Genomic DNA, 18,870 nt, shown 5'->3' with positions numbered 1-18,870 from the left:
AAGAGCAATTTACTAATAGAAGACAACTACACGATTGGGCTTGTTCAACAGCCAGATTAAGTGTCGGTTGGGTGGCACTTACCCTTATTCGTTATAATTTTATATATCAGCCATAGTAAGCAATTGACTACAGTTACGAACCGTTAAAATATTTACGCTTAACATTACGCTATAAATAATGCGGTAATTACCAAAAATGATTTCACGATAATTGGCTTTATTCAGCTCAGGGACAAGACGACCCAACTCTGGAAATGAACCTAAATTCTCAGCTTTATCGAATACATCATTAACCCATTTTTCTGCCGCTGATGGATTGTCTAATGCTATGTATTCCGCTGTCTGCCCTATTTTGTCTAAAGCAAGCGGCGACCAAATAACATTCATGAACGTAAGTGCTCTAAGATTTTAGAACGAGCATCATCATTAGATAAACCTAAACCACTAGCGATTTGTGCTTCAGCTTGCTGCACTTCTTCCAGTAACTCTATTTTTTCTTGCATTGCTTCATATTCAGCAACATCTAAAACAACAGCAACACCTTTACCACGTTGAGTAATAACTAAAGGTCTACGCGTTTCGTTAACTTGACGAATAAACGACGCAACGCCAGCTCTAAATTCTGAAAGTGGTTGAATATCTTGGTCTAATCTTAGTCGAGTCATAATAGCACCTTAGTTGTACTTAATTTTGTACCAATTATAGTGCAAGTATAAATATTCAGCAATACTAAGAAAAATCAACGCCTTATTAAGTGGAAATTAATGGTTGCCGTATAATCGCGAAGCGATTGCCAACTGTTAATTTTCCATTTAAATGACTTGTTGAGCAAAGCCGCTAGGCGGCAGAAAAGAACCTTCATCATCCATACTTTCAGTACCCTCTAATTTTAGAGGCTCATACTGGAGACAACATTATGAACAACAACACTTTAATTCCCTTTATGGACAACACCTTGCCAATCTTAAACTGCAAGGTAAACGGCCTGCGACAATTGATGCTTATTCCCGTGCGGTACGTCGGATTACTCACTATTTTAATCGCTCGCCAGATACTTTAAGCACGGATGACTTAAAAGCTTTCTTTGCTAACCTCATCAAATCTCACTCATGAAGCACTATCAAACATGACATGGCATGCGTTGGGATCACCAAGCCTACATGACCCATTTATCGCGATAAACTTCAGGGGAGTTCGAACTCGATACACCTCGTGATCGCAATGGCTCTTTCGATCCTAAGCTCGTTAAAAAACACCAATCTCGATTTACGTCAATGGACGATAAGATTCTGTGGCTCTACGCGCAAGGCATGAGCACGCGTGACATCGTCAATGCCTTTGAGGAATGGTACGGTGCTGAGATTTCACCGAGTCTCGTTTCGCGAGTGACAAACGCCGTCATCGATGAAATTATTGAGTGGCAGTCCCGTCCGCTTGATGCCCTTTACCCCATCGTATACCTTGACTGCATTGTGATTAAGGTGCGTCAAGATAAACGTATTATCAACAAATCCATCTTCCTTGCCCTTGGAATTAATACTGACGGGCAAAAAGAATTGATGGGTATGTGGATAGCAGAAAACGAAGGCGCAAAGTTCTGGCTCAATGTTTTGACAGAGCTTAACCAACGTGGCGTTGAGGACATACTTATAGCTTGCGTGGATGGCCTAAAAGGTTTTTCTGATGCTATCAATACAGTGTTCCCTGAAACACATATTCAGCTATGTATCGTTCACATGGTACGCAACTCTCTGAAATACGTCTCTTGGAAAGACTATAAAGCAGTCACGGCTGACTTGAAGCGAATATACCGTTCGGCAACAGAAGACGAAGCGTTACTTGAATTAGAGCGGTTCGGTGAAACCTGGGACGCCCAGTACCCTCAAATAACCAAGTCTTGGCGTAATCACTGGCAAAACTTGAATACGCTATTTAACTACCCGCAAGATATTCGAAAAGCCATTTACACAACCAATGCGATTGAATCACTCAACAGCGTGATACGTAAGGCTTTGAAGAAGCGTAAAATCTTCCCAAATGATGAAGCGGCAACTAAGATGGTTTATCTAGCGATTAAAGATGCCAGTAAAAAATGGACGATGCCCATTCAAAACTGGCGTCAGGCGATGAGTCGATTTATCATCGAGTTCGAAGACCGTGTCGAGAAGCACATAAACTAAATGTCAGTTACACAGAATCTGTTACAGCCTCTAAGCAGCACTTAATCCATTTTTTAAGCGTAAACTTTCGTAGTAATCAGTAGCTAGTGACGTAATTTTAAACTCTACATTCATTCCAGAAATACTCTCTACTTTCTGTTTAATCCTATTAATATCAATATTGAAGAACTCTTTTCTCAAGTTAACTGCATTAACTCGATATGCAGCAAATGCTCTGTGCAATTCAGCTTCTAAGGCTGGTGCATCATCTGAGTAAATCATAGCATGTACGTCAAATGGGAACGGGACACTAGCATTTCCAAGTTCTTTAATCCTATCTTGAGGATCCAAGCGTCTAGTTAATCCAATCTTGTATATCTTCTCACCAAATGAGCCAATATTACTTATTACATATACATGACCTTTTTTCGTCTGTTGAGCCATACTTAAAGCACGCTTTTCTTTTTCTTCAGCTTCTTTAAGTTGATCCTCCAGAATACTTATTTTCTGCTCCATCACCATTCGCTCTTTATCACTTGAGGTACTAAGTTTCTTTTGAGCGGAATCTAATAGCTTCCTGTATAAAGCCTCTTCTTTTTTCGCTTCAGCTATTTGCATCTCTTGCTCACGAACTACTTTCTGCTCTTCTCGTATTTGCTCTTTTATCAATCTCTGTTCTATTGATTCTTCTTCTTTCAATAAACCATATTCATATTGAAGCTTGCACTCTTTAAGTTTCAGCTCTAAATATTCTAAGTTAAATGTACACTCCAATGTAGATGGCATTTTTTCTATTGAACTAGCTTTATTAGTTATCTGTTCTAATGTACGTTCAATTTTTGCTGGAGTCACACTCCCAATTAAGTAATCGCATTCTATATTGAAGGCTGAAAGCATTAATTTTACTTGCCCTTTGTAGATGCTATCCACAATAGACGAATCTCCAGTCAAGTATGATTCCCTTGGAACTATGATAGCGGAACCGCCTTTAATCATAGCCTTCTGCTTTTCTCTTATATCTTTAATCTCGAACGCATATCTATCTGATGTATTATACAAATAGTTAGGTGTTTCAAAATGTCCAACTGAAGTAAACTCATCAATTCTGCTATACAAATCGAGCTTAGACATTACTGAATTCAGCTCAATTTTAGTATCTCTCATTTTACTAAGATCTGACTTCGCCTTCTCATAAGAGTTTACGATCTTAGTTCGCTCTTTTTCAATCTTAATTAGGTCACTTGTTTGTTTTTTCACTTCTTTTAATTTATCACTAAGCGAACCGAGTTCTATATTATATTTCTTTTTCTTCTCGAATATACTATTAATTTCTCTATCGATAATTTTCTTCTCTTTTTCTTTTTTTGATAAACTATCACTCAACACTTTAATGTTTTTAGATATCTCAATAGACTTATTATTTAGGTCTTTTACTTGAACACTTATCTTATCTAGCTTTATTTGGGCAGCTTGTATATCTCGATCTTTAACACATAATTCTTTTTCAGACAGATTAAGATCTTTTTTAATACGTTCTAATAGTGTATTTTTTTCGTATATCTCATTATTAACACCTTCAATATTATCATCAAAACCCAATAGAATAGATCGGCTATTATCTATATCATCTAGAATTTTACTTTTATCATCTTGCAGCTTAATAAGCTCAGCCTTTAACTCTCTATATTTAAAGCTACATTCCTTTTTATTTCTAATGTAAAAAAGCAATATGAGTAAAACCATTAAAACTATTAACACAGGAACAATCAGCAAAATATTCATTCTATTTAAAAATCTCTCTAATCAATTTTAATCTTTCAATATTTCTAGAATCCAAAATACCACTATATTTTAACTCATTATCTTTCTTTTTCTTGATTATTACTTTCTTGTCAAGAAGCGTTATTTTTTTCACTTTATTAATTGCTCTGGTTGAACATTGAGTATTTTCAGGTTTTTCTATGATCTCATTTCTAACTTTGGACTTGCTAGAGTTATCTTTCCTAGCTTGTACATTATTTGATGCTGGACTGTTAATTGCTTTTTCACGTAGATCTGTGTCATACCAGGTATCGTTGTCATTATTATAAAATGGTATTACTTTATTTTTCATCTTTGTATTATGGTACTTAAGAGAATTGTTTCTTTGTCTACGCTTAGCCACACATCGCCTCGATTACTTGTTGCTATTTCATCAGGATAGCAGAAATCTGAAACGTTAAATTATCATTATGCGCCATGAAAACTAAGCAAATTACCATTACTAGTAATTTACGACTTTCTTTCGTAATTCGATGGAACTAAATCAGAAAGTTACGATCTGATCCGCTACATCAGTTAATCATCCTAGCCTTATGCCGAAACTTCGTTACAAAACGGCTAACTGGAAACAGTACAACAAAGCCCTAATCAACCGCGGTTCACTCACTTTCTGAATTGATGGAAGCCATAAGCGAGCAGAAACAACAAAGTAAACAGAGTAGCGTGGCAGGCACCGTCGATTCAGTGACCTAGCCATACTACTGCACTGATGGTAATACACATTTTCTCTATGCTATTGAAAGCACTACAAGGTTTTCTAAACTCAACGTACCGCTGGTTTATCCGCACTACACCTGTATAAGTCGTCGAGCCAAGCAGGTGGAGGTTCGATACAGCATCTAGCTATTTATGTCACTGGCCTAAAGCTTCATGGCAAAGGAGATTGGAAGGTCTAGAAGCATGGTACTGACGGGAAGCGTAAAGTTTGGTGAAAGCTGCTTTTAGCAGCCAACACAAGGAATTACCATTATGTCATACGGATTAAACGTAAGCGTCTAATTAAGCAGTGAGGCTTTATTCAGCCTCATTGATTTCCAAGTTCCATGGCATAAGATCAGTGAGATCATCTTGAGGCGACCGCATCGGAAGCACTTTGAACAAGTGCGTGAAGTAGTAATATGGGTTGATATTATTCGCCCGACAAGTCATCACTAAGCTATACAAGTTGGCACTCGCTGTCGCACCCTCAACCGAGGTTGAGAACATCCAGTTTTTCCGACCCGTTGTAAACGGGCGGATATCTCGCTCAGTCACATTATTATCAATACTAATATCACCATCTTCTAGATAGGTGAGCAACTTAGGCCATTGGTTGACCGTGTAATTAATAGCACCACCTAGCAGACTTTTCGGCAGCACTTTTTCTTGGCTTTCTAGCAACCATTCGTGGAACTTGTTTAAGATAGGTTTTGATTTTTGTTGGCGCAACTGCTGCCTTTCGATAGCACATAAGCCTTTGGCTTCTTGCTCAATGCCATAAAGCTTAGCGATAAAGCTCATGGCCTTTTCTACTCGGCCTGATTTCTTCTTCGGTTGGACTTTTTGTGCATCAGTAAACTTTCTTCTTACATGCGCTAAGCAACCAGCTTGATTGACATTGTTGAGGCCATTATAAGCTTGGTAACCATCCGTTAGCAGGTAGCCAGAGTAAGCACCTAAGAAGTCTTTAACGCATTGTCCTGCGCGACTTGATTGATAGTCGTAGATAACCACAGGCTGTTTGACGAACTCGCCACTACGATAGACCCACATATAAGATTTGCTCTGAGCACTTCGGTCTTGCTCTCGTAAAACCTGAACGGTGGTTTCGTCGGCGCAGATTAGCTTCTCATTCAGTAAATGGACTTTCATCGCTTCAACGATGACATTCACTTTGTTACCCAGTTGCACACACCAGTTGGCGAGTGTCCCATGGCTTAAGTCGATACCAGAGCGCTTTAAAATGTCGACCTGGCGATAAAGTGGCAGCGCATCGACATACTTTGCGGTTACGACAGTAGCGAAGGCTTCAGGGCTACCCATACTTTTCGGGATCATATTAGCTGGTCGAGGCGCTGTGATAATCTTGCTGCTAGTTTGTGTCTTTTCACACTGACGGCAAGCGTACTTAGTACGTTCATGGCGTACAACGCTGACTTTTTGAGGGATGATTTTTAGATCTTCCGAGACTTCGGTGCCGTATTTATGCAGCGGTTCATACAGCATTCGCAGTAAGGAGCATTGAGCGTGTGCTGATGTACTTCACGCTCTAGCTCTGTAGGTAGCGGATTCGACTCGATAGCCTCGTACGACTTGTAGAAAGTCGATGAGGTTCATTTCAAGCTAGTCTCACCAAAGAGCAATTTACTAATAGAGGACAACTACACGATTGGGCTTGTTCAACACCCAGATAAAGTGTCGGCTGGGCGACACTTATCCTTATTTGTTATGTGATTTTGTCGAAGCCAAGTCGAATAGCTGCTATGGCTAGAACGAAATAAACCAATAAAAATGAAGAGCTTAATAACGCTTTCTTGTACTTACCGATATTTGCCTCGTCAAAGGCCTGCATGGCTTCTTTAGCTGAAAATACCATGTAACCTAGAGCCCAAAGGCCTAACACAGCCATAGTGAACTTGATAAAATTCGAGTCTGCATCAGGTTTATCTAATCCTCGGCTCATCAATTCCGCTGCAACAAGCATTGCAGCGGGAGCTACAAGCCTTTTGATTGCCTTATCTATTATATCGAGAACTTGTGTCATTACGTATTTTTGCCTCAATCTCATAACATTATTAATAACAAGCCTGCTCATTTTTCTACTTTCTTATATTTCACTTAAACTACCATAACCCACTGAAATATAACAAATACACATCACACTTTGCGTTCTTTATTTACGTGAAAATTAGCGTGCGCGTTACCATTCTTTAACAATGCTCGTTATCTTAGGAATAGCAGTATTAATTCTATGATTAACAATAATTTATTTAATCTTCTTTCAAAAAAACGAGACTGCCCCTCGACTAAACAAGCCAATTTTCAGAAGAAACTCGACGTCATATACGAATGTAAGGACGGTAGTGGATTAGAAGGTTTGGCTGCATGGTTAGAGTTCTGTGCTTGAGAAAACTCAAATCAAATTGCGGCGCTTTTGTTCACTTGAACCTAAGTCCCATAAAAAGGAGCTTGTAATAAGCCAAGGCTGAGCTCACGAACGTTATTTGAATAAAATCATGTGCATTATCGGAACAAGTCTTTGTGGCATGGATGCCACAGTGAAGCCATCAAGGATGATTTTACGGCGTCTTGTGGAGATGATGTACATGATTGTACGACAAATGCTCACTCATGCGTTCGCCCCAGTAATAGGCTCTTCCAGTATTCAGCTCCACCACAGCGCAACGCCTTGCCATAACGGCCTTGTTTTACTGGTTGTAACTTTATTAACTATTATCTACTTGGTTCAAATCGATGTAAGAAAGCTGGCAAAATCAATAGACTAAAGCACAGTATTGCGCTGAGAGCGATAGTCAATAATACGCCAATTGAATGCATCCCCTGATGCTCTGCCAGTATCAAAGAGCCGAAGGTGGCAATGGAAGTTAGACAGCTTATCAGAGTGGCTTTGGGGGTGGATGAAGAAAAGAACCGAGTAATGGTTTGTTCGTGTCTAAAGCGTTTTACAATATGAATTCCGTTATCCACGCCAAGTCCAAAAATTAATGGAATGACAATAATATTAGCCATATTCAAAGACTGCCCCAGCCAATGAGAAATGGCTAAGGTGGTACTTGTGGTCAGCAATAGCGGTATAAAGATAAACAAAACATCACGTTTATAACTTACGCTAAGTAATAAAATAATCGTAATGCTAATCACCGACAAACCAATCGCAATATAAAACGCCTTAATCACGGTTTTGCCGACCTGCTGCTCTGCTAATGCTCGCCCTGTCGCTTGCGGTGCGATGCTTTGTACTGCCTCAATAAAGGCATTCACAGTAGACACGTCTCGCATATCACCGGCAGGCATGACTGAAACCAACCATTGTCCCTGTTCGTTAATGTAATTTTCACGAATTTTAATCGGCAGTTCATCCACAGTGACAACACTGTTGTTTCCAATAGCGGCAAGTGACAACAAAGACTCGATATTCGTTTTTAGGTGCTGCTTTAATGCTTGCTCATCCAAATTATTCGCTTCAATGCTAACTGGCAGTAGTTGTGCGTATTTCTCAGAAAAAGCTTTCCATGTCATTGGCTTTATTTTTGAGTGTTGCTGCTGATGTTGAGCATCAAACAACTGCTGGAGTTGTAAGGCACGTTCAGAAAGATGAGTAGGCAAAAATGAAGAGGCGCTAATAACCGAAGCCACTTCTGGTTGTTTTAGCAATTGCTGCTGCCACATTTGCGCTTGCTGTTCATCTTTAGCCACGGCTAATAATTGATAGCTTGAACCTAATTTATGGTCTTGTAACCACTGCATTGTTTCCACTGATTCTGAGTTTTTATTCTTTAAAATCAAGGTTGAGAAATCAAATTGAACTTGCATACTGGCATAGGTAGTCACGATAACCCCACCTAAAGTAAGCAGAATGATTTTCTTATGCTTAGCTTGAATATACTCACTCAGCTTTAAAGCCAGCTTTGAACGCTTTGCTCGATCTCGTCTTACTTTGGGATAACCAAAAAACTGGAAAAACAGCGGAATCACAAGAAATGTCGCGAGTAGCCCCAATACCATGCCAATTGCGGATATCACCCCAAGCTCGCCCAATCCAATATATGCAGTGGGATAAAAACTGAGAAAAGCGATAGCCGATGACAACGCGCACAAGCTTAGAGGCGAAATGCAGTGTTGGATGGATTGAACTAGACTGTCTTGGTTATTGTGCCCTTTCAGCCTTTGTTCATAGATATGCAAACTTAAATGAATGGCAAAATCGACCCCAAGGCCAATAAATATCACCATGAATACAATAGAAATGGTATTAAATGCACCAACCACAGCAAGACCTGCCGCAAGCGTCCATATTAAGCCCACCACTACCGCCAGATAACTCGCAATAATGATTCTTAAAGAGCGAATACCAACGGCTAATATCACCACTAAGCTGACCAAAGAGATCAATCCGGCCAGCGCAATACTGTCGTTCGCATCTTGAATCTCATCAAAATCTAATGCGGTTTGCCCAGTGACTCGCACCATGACATCTGCTGACATTCCAACACTAGAAATTACCTCTCGCACCGTCATCATAATGTATTTGTTTGGCTCAGATTGCCTAAGATCCGGAACCGCATTTAAGCTAATAACGTAGCCATTTGGTACCGTAGCTTGAGGCAATAATAAAGAGTGCCAATTGACGTCTTGATAGCTTAATGATTCAAGTAAAGGCTTTATCAGTACTTGTATTTGTTGCTCATTGAATTCAGATGAAGAGAGCTGTGTATTCAAGGCCCCTAAATAAGCGGACAGGCTTTGCTTATCTCTAGAGGCAACAATACTAGGGAGCAACAATGCAAGGTTGTCTTTCATTCCTTGGAACTCACTGTCACTCACAAAGCCCAAAGCATTACGTTCAAACCAAGGTAAGGTCGAGGGAGCAAACACATGGCTAAATAACGGTTGTTGCTCAAAGGCGTGAGTCAGTTTTTTAGTGGCTCGTTTGGCTTGTTCGATGTCTTTTGAAGAGACGACAACTTGGACGTTACTCGTTTCAGGAAACATCGCATTGACAGTATTCAGATTGTCATGCCAAGGCCCTTGCTGCTTAACAAGGTTTTCAATGTTGGCGTTAATAGAGAATTGAGTCGCACCGTAATAACCGGCGACCGCAGTGACAGAGACTATCAATAACAGCAGGAACTTAGGAAAGTGAATAATAGTATCTGTAAAACGTTGCACTTAGGTGCCTCTAAAAAACGACAAAATAATTAGGGAGGCGAATTATTCAACAAAGGGCTCCGCATAGCAATCTATACAGTACAGAATGCGTAAAAGTGTTACTGTGCGCTCAGATACTAAACAATTCCATCGTCATTTCTCACTACAAAGCCCTCTAGAGAGCAATTGTTTCATGTTCTTTATTGTTGCTCTAGATTGAGTAAAGCGTCTGAGCTTTTGGCAAACTCAGACGCTGTAAATCTAAAGGCGTTTAATGTAGAGATTCTTCGAGTATATCCGCCCTTCTGCATTGTGAGTTGGAACGCCACCCACATTAGGACGAACTAAACGAGCTTGCATAAAGAAATAGATTGGTGCAATAGGCATATCGGCTGACAAAATCCCTTCCGCTTTATCGTACAGCTTATTGCGTTTGCTCACTTCAGTTTCTGTTTGTGCCTGCTTCATTACTTCGTCGTATTCAGGGTTGGCATAAAAAGCAAAGTTGCGGTCATTATCTGAGGTAAACAGACTTAAAAATGTCGATGCTTCATTATAATCACCACACCACGATGCTCGTAAAATATCGAACTGGCCATTTTTGCGAGAATCAAGATACGACTTCCATTCTTGGTTCTCTAAAGTCACATTAAGCCCTAATGTTTTATTCCACATTGCCGCTATACCCACCGCAATACTTTTGTGACTTTCTGAGGTGTTGTATAGCAAATTTAAAGAAGCTGGATTGTCTTTGTTGATGCCGGCTTCTTTGAGTAATTCTCTGGCTTTTTCATCACGCTGTTTTTGACTTAATTTCGCATACTCGGGTAATGAGGCTTTAAACCCAGCCACCTCTTTATGAGCAAAGGTATATGCGGGTAGATGGCCGCTGTCGGTAATGCCATTAGTTACTACATCGCGCATGATGCTATAAGACAGCGCCTGTCTGACTCTGGCATCATTTAACGGTGCTCGTTGAGTATTAAATGCGTAGTAATAGGTACATAACAACGGCGAGATTTGGTATGCATCAGGTAATTCTTTTTGTAATTTCTGCGCCATTTGCGCCGGAACATCAGAGGTAATATCGACCTCACCACTGCGATATCGATTGTATGCTGACATCTGATTTTCAAACGGAATATAGGTGACTTGGTTAAGGGTGGTTTCCCTATCGTTCCAATAATTTGAGTTTCTCTTTAGGGTGATTTTTTCATTCACAACCCATTTATCCAGAACAAATGCACCATTTGATACCAAGTTGCCCGGTCTTGCCCAAGTATCAGGGTGCGCTTTGATGCTTGCTTGATGTACAGGCATCATTACTGTGTGCACCAGCATGGCCAAAAAGTAAGGTACGGGTTTGTCTAAATTAAAACGTAATGTATGGGCATCTATTGCCGTCACGCCCAATTGTTCTGGGGCTTGCTTGCCTTCAATTATCTGTTTGGCATTGGCAATATTAGTCAACTTTAAATACCAAGCATTAGGCGACGCCGTTAAAGGGTCCACCGCTCGGCGCAAACTATAAACAAAATCACTGGCGGTGACAGGGTCGCCATTAGACCATTTTGCATCAGGACGTAAATAGAAGGTGAAAACCTGATTCTTTTCATTCTCCCAACGCTCTGCCATTCCTGGAATCACATTGCCTTGCGCATCTTGAATCACTAAACCTTCAAATAAATCACGTATTACGTGCATTTCAGGTAAGCCTTCCGCATTCAGCGGGTTTAATGTCGCCACTTCTGCATCATTTGATCGCACTAGTTCTTGTTTAGCCGCCAATAAAGTGCCTGCAGGGACAGGTGATGCTGCAACAAAAGTTGGCAGTGATGTGGTTAAGCAAGTGGCTATCGCCAAAAACCCAGTAAGCGGTCTATTCATGAAGCGTCCTTATTTTACAATTACTCAAATAGAGGTATTAATTTAATTAAGCGTAAGCAACATTAAAAATAAAACCTATTTTATACGCTGATAATGCGCATTTTAACCTGAAAAATCAGCACTTATCATCATAGATGATAGATAAGCAAGCTAATGATAATAATCATTAATATTCTTGAAATTCAACTTGTTAGCGCACAACTTCGTAACTAATTATTCTTTTCACTTATACAAAGATATGAAATAACACCACCATGCGCCACAAAATCAACATAGAACGCTAAAAAGATGCCATTACATGCAATTATGCACTAGACAATTCATTTAATCGTTTTATGCTAGGAATTACGGCCTATTTACTGATGCGATCACTAAGTAGACCATAATTAAAAACGTTAAAGCCAACGTCAAGTAACTAATAAAACATAAGGGAGAGGCTTTTACTCCCTATATATGGATATATTATGCAAAACACATTCATCGCCCGTATTGCCAAGGGAAACCTTGTCATGCAAATCTTAATCGGTATCGTTGCCGGTGCGCTCCTTGCGACTTTTTCACCTTCTGCTGCAACCAGCGTTGGTTTATTAGGTAGCTTATTTGTTGGCGCGCTAAAATCCGTTGCCCCTATTCTGGTGTTCATCTTGGTTGCGGCATCTATTGCCAACCAAAAGAAAAACCAACATACGTACATGCGTCCAATCGTAGTTCTCTATTTAATTGGCACCTTTTTAGCTGCGATCACCGCTGTACTATTGAGCTTCGCATTCCCAACAACACTAACACTTGTTGATAGCGTTACGGGTGCAACGCCTCCTCAAGGCATTGCAGAAGTTCTACACACTCTGCTATTTAAAATCGTTGATAACCCAGTTCATGCACTAATGGAAGCCAACTACATTGGTATTCTTGCTTGGGGTATTGGTTTGGGTCTGGCACTGCACCACGCATCTGATACAACAAAATCTGTATTTGAAGACCTAAGTAACGGTGTATCACAAATTGTACGCTTTATTATTCGTCTAGCGCCAATTGGTATCTTTGGTTTAGTTGCGGCAACGTTTGCAACCACCGGCTTTAGTGCACTAATGGGCTACGCTAACCTACTATTCGTACTACTTAGTGCCATGCTGATCATTGCGCTTGTGGTAAACCCTGTGATTGTTTGGGTAAAAACAAAACAAAATCCATACCCGTTGGTACTGCAATGTCTACGTGAAAGTGGCGTAACCGCATTTTTCACTCGCTCAAGTGCGGCTAACATCCCAGTGAACATGGCATTATGTAAAAAGCTAAAACTTGATGAAGATACTTACTCTGTGTCTATTCCTCTTGGTGCAACCATCAACATGGGTGGCGCAGCAATTACTATTACCGTATTAACGCTTGCAGCAGTGCATACATTAGGTATTCAAGTTGACTTCCTATCTGCTCTGCTACTGAGTTTAATTGCCGCGGTTTCTGCATGTGGCGCATCAGGTGTTGCAGGCGGTTCACTGCTTCTGATTCCTCTAGCATGTAGCCTATTTGGTATTCCAAACGAAGTCGCAATGCAAGTGGTTGGTGTAGGCTTCATTATCGGTGTTATTCAAGATTCAGCAGAAACAGCTCTAAACAGCTCAACTGATGTCGTCTTTACCGCAGCCGTGTGCAAAGCCGAGCAAGCCAAATAATTAAAATCTAAAAGATTTAATTTTAAATAAGGCCGGGAAACCGGCCTTTATTATGCCTATTAAACAAGCAAGGAGATAAAATACCTGTCTCAGCAAGTCACTCACCCTCCTAGTAGCTAAACTCTATTGCAACCAATTAAGCGCGCAATAATGCAAAGTAAGTTTTCACACCAAGCAAAACCACTCGCCACCACAAAATATTATCCATATAAAACAAAGCCTTATGGAAGCCTTGTCACATAAACAGTAAAATTGTAACAATTGATGTTCTTAGCCTCGCCCTGTATATCTATTAATGCTTATAACTAAAACTATTAAATACAGACACAACTATGACTAATCAAAAAACCATTTTGGGCCACCCGCGTGGTCTATTTCTCCTCTTTAGTACTGAACTATGGGAGCGCTTCTCTTATTATGCGATGCGCGCAATTCTTGTGTTATATCTTACAGACACCACATTAAATGGTGGCTTAGGATGGAGCACAAAAGACGCACTGGATCTCTACGGTATCTATACCGGACTGGTCTATGTAACACCACTGATTGGTGGTTGGATTGCAGATAACTATTTAGGACAACGTAAATCCGTCATTATCGGTGGCGTATTAATGGCCATCGGTCAATTTTCTCTGGCGCTTCCAGCCGGTGCATTTGGCATTGATGCTTACACGTCGTTTTATCTAGGTTTAACCTTACTGATATTGGGTAACGGTCTATTTAAGCCAAATATTTCAACTATGGTTGGTGATCTTTATGAAGAAGGCGATAACCGTCGTGATGGCGCATTCACCATCTTCTATATGGGCATCAACTTAGGCGCACTGATTGCCGGTATTGTTGCCGGTAGTGCTGCTGACGCTTATGGCTGGAATGCAGGTTTCCTTGTGGCGGGTATCGGTATGATGCTCAGTGTTGTTCTACAACTGAGCCTAAGTCACTCATGGCTGGGCAATATTGGTACGATTCCTGCTGTTAGACTTGGTCAAAAACACGGTAAGAAGAATAAAGATCCACTGACTACAGAAGAGCGCGACCGCTTGAAGGTTATTCTTTTCCTTGGTCTATTCGTTATCGTATTCTGGGCAGGCTTTGAACAAGCCGGCGGCCTAATGAACATCTATACTCAACAATATACTGACCGCATGTTAGGTAGCTTTGAAGTACCTGCTGCTTGGTTCCAATCGTTGAACCCTCTATTTATCATGATGCTAGCACCAATATTGGCTGCTATATGGGTCAAAATGGGCAAACGCGAACCTACCTCACCGGTTAAATTTGCATTTGCACTGTTCTTCCTAGCGGTTGGTTTCCTATTTATGGTAGGCGCAGTCTTCCAACAAGGCGGTGATGAAACTGTTAAAACATCCATGATTTGGTTGGTGGGAGCGTACTTCTTCCATACTCTAGGTGAGCTATGTATCTCCCCTATTGGTCTATCCATGGTGACAAAACTTGCCCCACTTCGTTTGGCTTCTTTGTTGATGGGTACTTGGTTTGGCTTTAATGCGATTGCTAACTATGTAGCAGGCTTTATTGGTTCACACGTTGGTGATTTAGGTGCAATACCTATCTTTGGTGGCATTGCCGTTGCTGCCATAATTTCTGGCGTGATTTTACTTTGTATGTCTAACATCCTTGTTCAATGGATGCATGGCGCAGAAAGTAAATCAAATTCAGACGACGAGCAAAAGCTCAAAACCGTCACTGCTAACTAATTAGCGTTCATAATAAGGGTCGCAGCATTGCGACCCTTATTATATACCAATCGTAGTAATTAACTGCTCATTCTAGCTTGTTAAAACACTTGATAACGGCGTTGCAATTTTTGAATGTAGAACAACTACTTATCAAAAATAGCGTCTTGTTCTCAAGTGTTTTTCCTGCGCTATTTCTGACCACTTAATTACTGTGATTGGTATCATCTAAATACCCACCTAGAACTTAATAAGTAATTCCCCATCAAGCCTGCCCCTACTCCAAGCACAAACGCAATATAATGAGCAAATGAGCCCTCTCCTAGATAAAGCACCAGCCCCTTAAATACAATTAGATTTGGGATCATAGAAATACACGCTGAAACAAAAAATCGTTTCCATTGCGTAAACCGAGCATCGGTACTGTTAAACGTATAAATCCGATTTCCAAGCCATGTGGTGGTTGCCGCCACAATGAATGCCAACACCCTAGAGAGCATTAACGGTATCCCAATCAGGTAAACCAAAATCGAAAAGACGACGATATCAACCACAAAGCCTACTGCACCCACCTTAGCAAAGCGCACAAAACGACCGTTTTTCATTCCAAACCTTTATAAGAGTTCATTTTAATGTAAGTAAATCATCTTGGTATAAGCACAAAATGCGTCTAATATGAGCCCCCTTTTGCAATTTCGACTCGTCGCTTACTAACCAAAGCCGTACTTATGAAACTTAATACTAGCCCTGTTACACAGCATATATTTAAAAACCATAGTTTTTATTTAAAACGTGACGAACAATTGCATCAACACTTTTCCGGAAACAAAGCGCGAAAGTTCATGCGCTTACTCCAAGAAGATTATCCTGGTGTAGATACCTTAATTGGTTACGGCTCAATTCAAGCCAATTCGCTCTATTCTCTTGCGGCACTTTGTAAAATCAAAAAATGGAAATTTGAATTTTATGTACACCGTATACCGCAATGGCTAAAAGATAATCCGAGAGGCAATTATCGTGGCGCACTGGATCTTGGTGCAAACATTATCGAGTGTAACAGCGCTGAGTACGATGTTCTTAAAGAGAATGATCTCGAAGGTAATCTTGTCAAAGAAAACGCAGCTGAAGGTAACGAGCAATCAATAGAGCCAAGTCACTACATTCAGCACATCAGAAAGCCTGGCGCCAATTGCCTTGTTATTCCTGAAGGTGGACGTAGTACTCTAGCGGAGAAAGGCGTACAAGGACTGGCAACCGAGATACTCGATTGGACTCGTTATAAACCAACCAAGAAGTTTGCTATTGCCCTACCTTCAGGGACTGGGACAACCGCGTTATACCTGCATAAGCACCTAAAACCGCACAATATTGAAGTATTGACCTGCGCTTGCGTCGGCGGTGATACCTACTTACGAGAGCAGTGGCAGGAGTTAGGCATGAGCGATGGACCTAACATTTTGTCATGCGACTACAAACACCACTTTGGCAAACTGTATCAGCAAGAGTATGACGTTTGGCAAAAGCTTGAAAAAAACACCAACGTCGAGTTTGATCTTCTTTACGACCCATATATGTGGAACTGTCTGCTACCTTGGATGGACAATAATCCAGACGTTACTGTGCTGTATATTCATCAAGGTGGCATATTAGGCAATGAAACTATGCTTCCTCGCTACCAACGCAAATTTGAATCAGTAAGCAGCTGATCAACGCGATTGCCCTAAAATAACATGCGCAATCGTTTGCGTAGAATTAAAAATAAAGCGTTTTCTTTACGAGGATTTTACCAAAACCTGATTTATCGCAAGCTTTTTTGTTGCCTATCGCTAGATACTAACAGCAATAAAATTAGCAAGGTTAAATCAAATGGAAAAGTTAGTTGAACGCTTTCTGCGCTATGTCAGCTTTGATACTCAATCAGACGGAAATATCCAACATTGTCCTAGCACCCAAGGACAACGTGTACTTGCAACACAGCTGCACAAAGAGCTGATTGAGCTAGAACTGAGCGATGTTATTTTAGATGACAATGGATACCTCAGCGCAAAGCTTCTTTCAAATATTGACTATGATGTGCCCGCTATTGGTTTTATCGCACACATGGATACCGCGCCAGATGCTTCGGGTAAAAATGTAAATCCGCAAATCATAGAAAATTATCAAGGCGGTGACATTGTACTTGGCACTTCAAGTGAAGTTCTTTCTCCTAGCCAATACCCCGATCTCAATTCTCTGCATGGCCACAACCTGATTACAACCGATGGTACGACGTTACTTGGCGCAGACAACAAAGCAGGGATTGCGGAAATATTAACGGCTATTGCCTACCTTAAAGCTAATCCAACTATCCCCCATGGCGATATCTGCATTGGCTTTACTCCAGATGAAGAAATTGGCCGTGGAGCAAACCTATTTGATGTAGAAAACTTTGGCGCACAATGGGCTTACACCATTGATGGTGGCCCCGTTGGTGAGCTTGAGTACGAAAACTTTAACGCTACCACAGCCAATGTTATCTGCCACGGTGTGAATGTTCATCCAGGCACAGCAAAAGGTAAGATGATCAACTCAATGAACATCGCAGCACAATTTCAGTGCTTGATGCCAAGTGAAGAGACCCCAGAATGTACTGAAGGCTATGAAGGCTTCTATCATCTTAAATCAATGACGCCTTCTGTTGCCCGCACCACACTATCCTACATCATTCGCGACTTTGATCGCACGCAACTGCAACAACGAAAAGCCTTTATCCAGCAACAAGTGGATGCGTTAAATGCTCAGTTAAGCAAAGGTCACATCGAGTTAGAGTTAACTGACAGTTATTTTAATATGCGAGAAATGGTCGAGCCTCACCCTCACATCATAGAACTGGCAAAACAAGCCATGCTTGATTGCAATGTTCAGCCGAACATCAAGCCTATCCGTGGTGGTACAGATGGTGCGCGCTTATCCTTTAAAGGACTGCCTTGCCCGAATATTTTTACCGGTGGATACAACTTCCATGGCATTCATGAATTCATCACCATTAATGGCATGCAACAAGCAGTAGAAGTGATTGTTCAACTGGCGCAAAACAATACGAATACTAAGAACTAAGACTAATTAATCCATGTTGAGCAGCCTCTAAGACCGACTAAACTGGTGATAATTTATTTTTAATGTCAAAATAAAGTCAGGAAAAGGTCAGATAACCATGAAGATAGTGTGGTTTTGCGATCTAGCTCAATAACTTTTAATACTGACTGGCGCATAATGGTAAGCATCAATAGGCACTCTTAGATAGACTAAAACTCAAATAAGCGTTGCCTATTGTCTGCAAATTTTGCAGATGTGTACCTACAACATTAAAAGAGATAATAATTATGTTTTCAGTTACGTTAATGCCAAGCGACAATAACTCTCGACTTTGCACAAACTTAAGAAGCACACTATCTGAAAATATCTACGATTACTTCGACGAGTCATCAGTTCAATTCTGGGAATCAAACGAAGAGCAGATTATTTTCATCAATAAAGCCAATCAAGAAGCGCAATGGGGCGTGACCATCAACGCTGATAACCGCGTTGTTTTAGAAGAGTTTCTAAATAATATTCAAAGCCCAGTTCCCCTTGAGTTGCTAGAAGCGTAAGCGCTAACAATCAAATTTTGCTATACCAATGAAGTCAAGAGCGTTAAATCCCCTCTTGGCTTTTTTATTGTGTGAATGAAAACATAATCTTCACTATCATAAGCGGTTAAATCGTTCCTAAAACAGTTGAATTTGC

Annotated in this window: 13 protein-coding genes and 4 pseudogenes; 8 read left to right on the top strand and 9 right to left on the bottom strand. The window is 40.6% G+C overall.

All coding sequences use genetic code 11. The features are described 5' to 3' along the window. Positions 1-99 precede the first annotated feature (99 nt). The gene (locus tag A9260_RS01180; protein WP_068695359.1) at positions 100-387 is read right to left on the bottom strand and encodes a type II toxin-antitoxin system RelE/ParE family toxin; all 288 of its coding nucleotides are present in this window, start codon (positions 385-387) and stop codon (positions 100-102) included. Then, complete coding sequence (locus A9260_RS01175) at positions 384-665, bottom strand: type II toxin-antitoxin system Phd/YefM family antitoxin (RefSeq protein WP_068695357.1); 282 nt, start codon at positions 663-665, stop codon at positions 384-386. The genes A9260_RS01180 and A9260_RS01175 overlap by 4 nt, the downstream gene beginning before the upstream one ends. A 202-nt stretch (positions 666-867) precedes the next feature. On the opposite strand from A9260_RS01175, the pseudogene A9260_RS17150 reads away from it, so the two are divergent. Continuing rightward, positions 868-1,110 (top strand): annotated as a pseudogene (locus A9260_RS17150) (phage integrase N-terminal SAM-like domain-containing protein); the annotation flags it as partial. Between the two features lie 77 nt (positions 1,111-1,187). After that, positions 1,188-2,180: pseudogene (locus A9260_RS01170) on the top strand (IS256 family transposase); the annotation flags it as partial. 30 nt (positions 2,181-2,210) lie between these two features. Here A9260_RS01170 and A9260_RS01165 read toward each other — a convergent pair. After that, the gene (locus tag A9260_RS01165) at positions 2,211-3,941 is read right to left on the bottom strand and encodes a DUF4041 domain-containing protein (protein WP_231892620.1); all 1,731 of its coding nucleotides are present in this window, start codon (positions 3,939-3,941) and stop codon (positions 2,211-2,213) included. A gap of 1 nt (position 3,942) precedes the next feature. Further along, positions 3,943-4,323, bottom strand: coding sequence for a hypothetical protein (locus tag A9260_RS01160; protein ID WP_156683984.1), 381 nt, complete (start codon positions 4,321-4,323; stop codon positions 3,943-3,945). A 190-nt stretch (positions 4,324-4,513) separates the two neighbouring features. On the opposite strand from A9260_RS01160, the pseudogene A9260_RS16990 reads away from it, so the two are divergent. Then, positions 4,514-4,873 (top strand): annotated as a pseudogene (locus A9260_RS16990) (transposase); the annotation flags it as partial. A gap of 121 nt (positions 4,874-4,994) precedes the next feature. Here the strand turns inward: A9260_RS16990 and tnpC are convergent. The 4 genes and pseudogenes from tnpC to A9260_RS01140 all read right to left on the bottom strand — a co-directional run. After that, positions 4,995-6,247, bottom strand: a pseudogene (gene tnpC, locus A9260_RS01155) (IS66 family transposase); the annotation flags it as partial. Between the two features lie 158 nt (positions 6,248-6,405). After that, positions 6,406-6,774, bottom strand: coding sequence for a hypothetical protein (locus A9260_RS01150; RefSeq protein ID WP_231892619.1), 369 nt, complete (start codon positions 6,772-6,774; stop codon positions 6,406-6,408). 638 nt (positions 6,775-7,412) lie between these two features. Continuing rightward, a complete protein-coding gene (locus tag A9260_RS01145) occupies positions 7,413-9,869 on the bottom strand; it encodes an MMPL family transporter (protein ID WP_068695353.1) in 2,457 nt (818 codons plus the stop codon). A 240-nt stretch (positions 9,870-10,109) separates the two neighbouring features. Next, complete coding sequence (locus A9260_RS01140; protein ID WP_068695351.1) at positions 10,110-11,735, bottom strand: peptide ABC transporter substrate-binding protein; 1,626 nt, start codon at positions 11,733-11,735, stop codon at positions 10,110-10,112. Between the two features lie 464 nt (positions 11,736-12,199). On the opposite strand from A9260_RS01140, the gene sstT reads away from it, so the two are divergent. Next, on the top strand, positions 12,200-13,408 hold the full coding sequence (sstT, locus tag A9260_RS01135) for a serine/threonine transporter SstT (protein WP_068695349.1): 1,209 nt from the start codon (positions 12,200-12,202) through the stop codon (positions 13,406-13,408). A 332-nt stretch (positions 13,409-13,740) separates the two neighbouring features. Continuing rightward, complete coding sequence (locus tag A9260_RS01130; RefSeq protein WP_068695347.1) at positions 13,741-15,126, top strand: peptide MFS transporter; 1,386 nt, start codon at positions 13,741-13,743, stop codon at positions 15,124-15,126. 203 nt (positions 15,127-15,329) lie between these two features. Here A9260_RS01130 and A9260_RS01125 read toward each other — a convergent pair whose 3' ends face one another. Further along, a complete protein-coding gene (locus A9260_RS01125) occupies positions 15,330-15,710 on the bottom strand; it encodes a GtrA family protein (protein WP_068695345.1) in 381 nt (126 codons plus the stop codon). A 123-nt stretch (positions 15,711-15,833) separates the two neighbouring features. Here A9260_RS01125 and A9260_RS01120 point away from each other — a divergent pair, with 123 nt between their 5' ends. The 3 genes from A9260_RS01120 to A9260_RS01110 all read left to right on the top strand — a co-directional run bounded on the left by A9260_RS01120 (position 15,834) and on the right by A9260_RS01110 (position 18,734). Beyond that, positions 15,834-16,811, top strand: a complete 978-nt coding sequence (locus A9260_RS01120; RefSeq protein WP_068695344.1) for a 1-aminocyclopropane-1-carboxylate deaminase/D-cysteine desulfhydrase — start codon at positions 15,834-15,836, stop codon at positions 16,809-16,811. A gap of 160 nt (positions 16,812-16,971) precedes the next feature. Next, positions 16,972-18,201: a peptidase T gene (gene pepT, locus A9260_RS01115; RefSeq protein WP_068695343.1), complete on the top strand. Its 1,230-nt coding sequence runs from the start codon at positions 16,972-16,974 to the stop codon at positions 18,199-18,201. 266 nt (positions 18,202-18,467) lie between these two features. Beyond that, positions 18,468-18,734, top strand: a complete 267-nt coding sequence (locus tag A9260_RS01110; protein WP_068695342.1) for a hypothetical protein — start codon at positions 18,468-18,470, stop codon at positions 18,732-18,734. Positions 18,735-18,870 lie beyond the last annotated feature (136 nt).

It is taken from the genome of Vibrio sp. UCD-FRSSP16_30, assembly GCF_001676025.1.
Classification (GTDB): Bacteria; Pseudomonadota; Gammaproteobacteria; order Enterobacterales; family Vibrionaceae; genus Vibrio.
The sequence above is the reverse complement of the archived record's forward strand: the minus strand, read 5'-3'. Positions and strand labels throughout refer to the sequence as shown.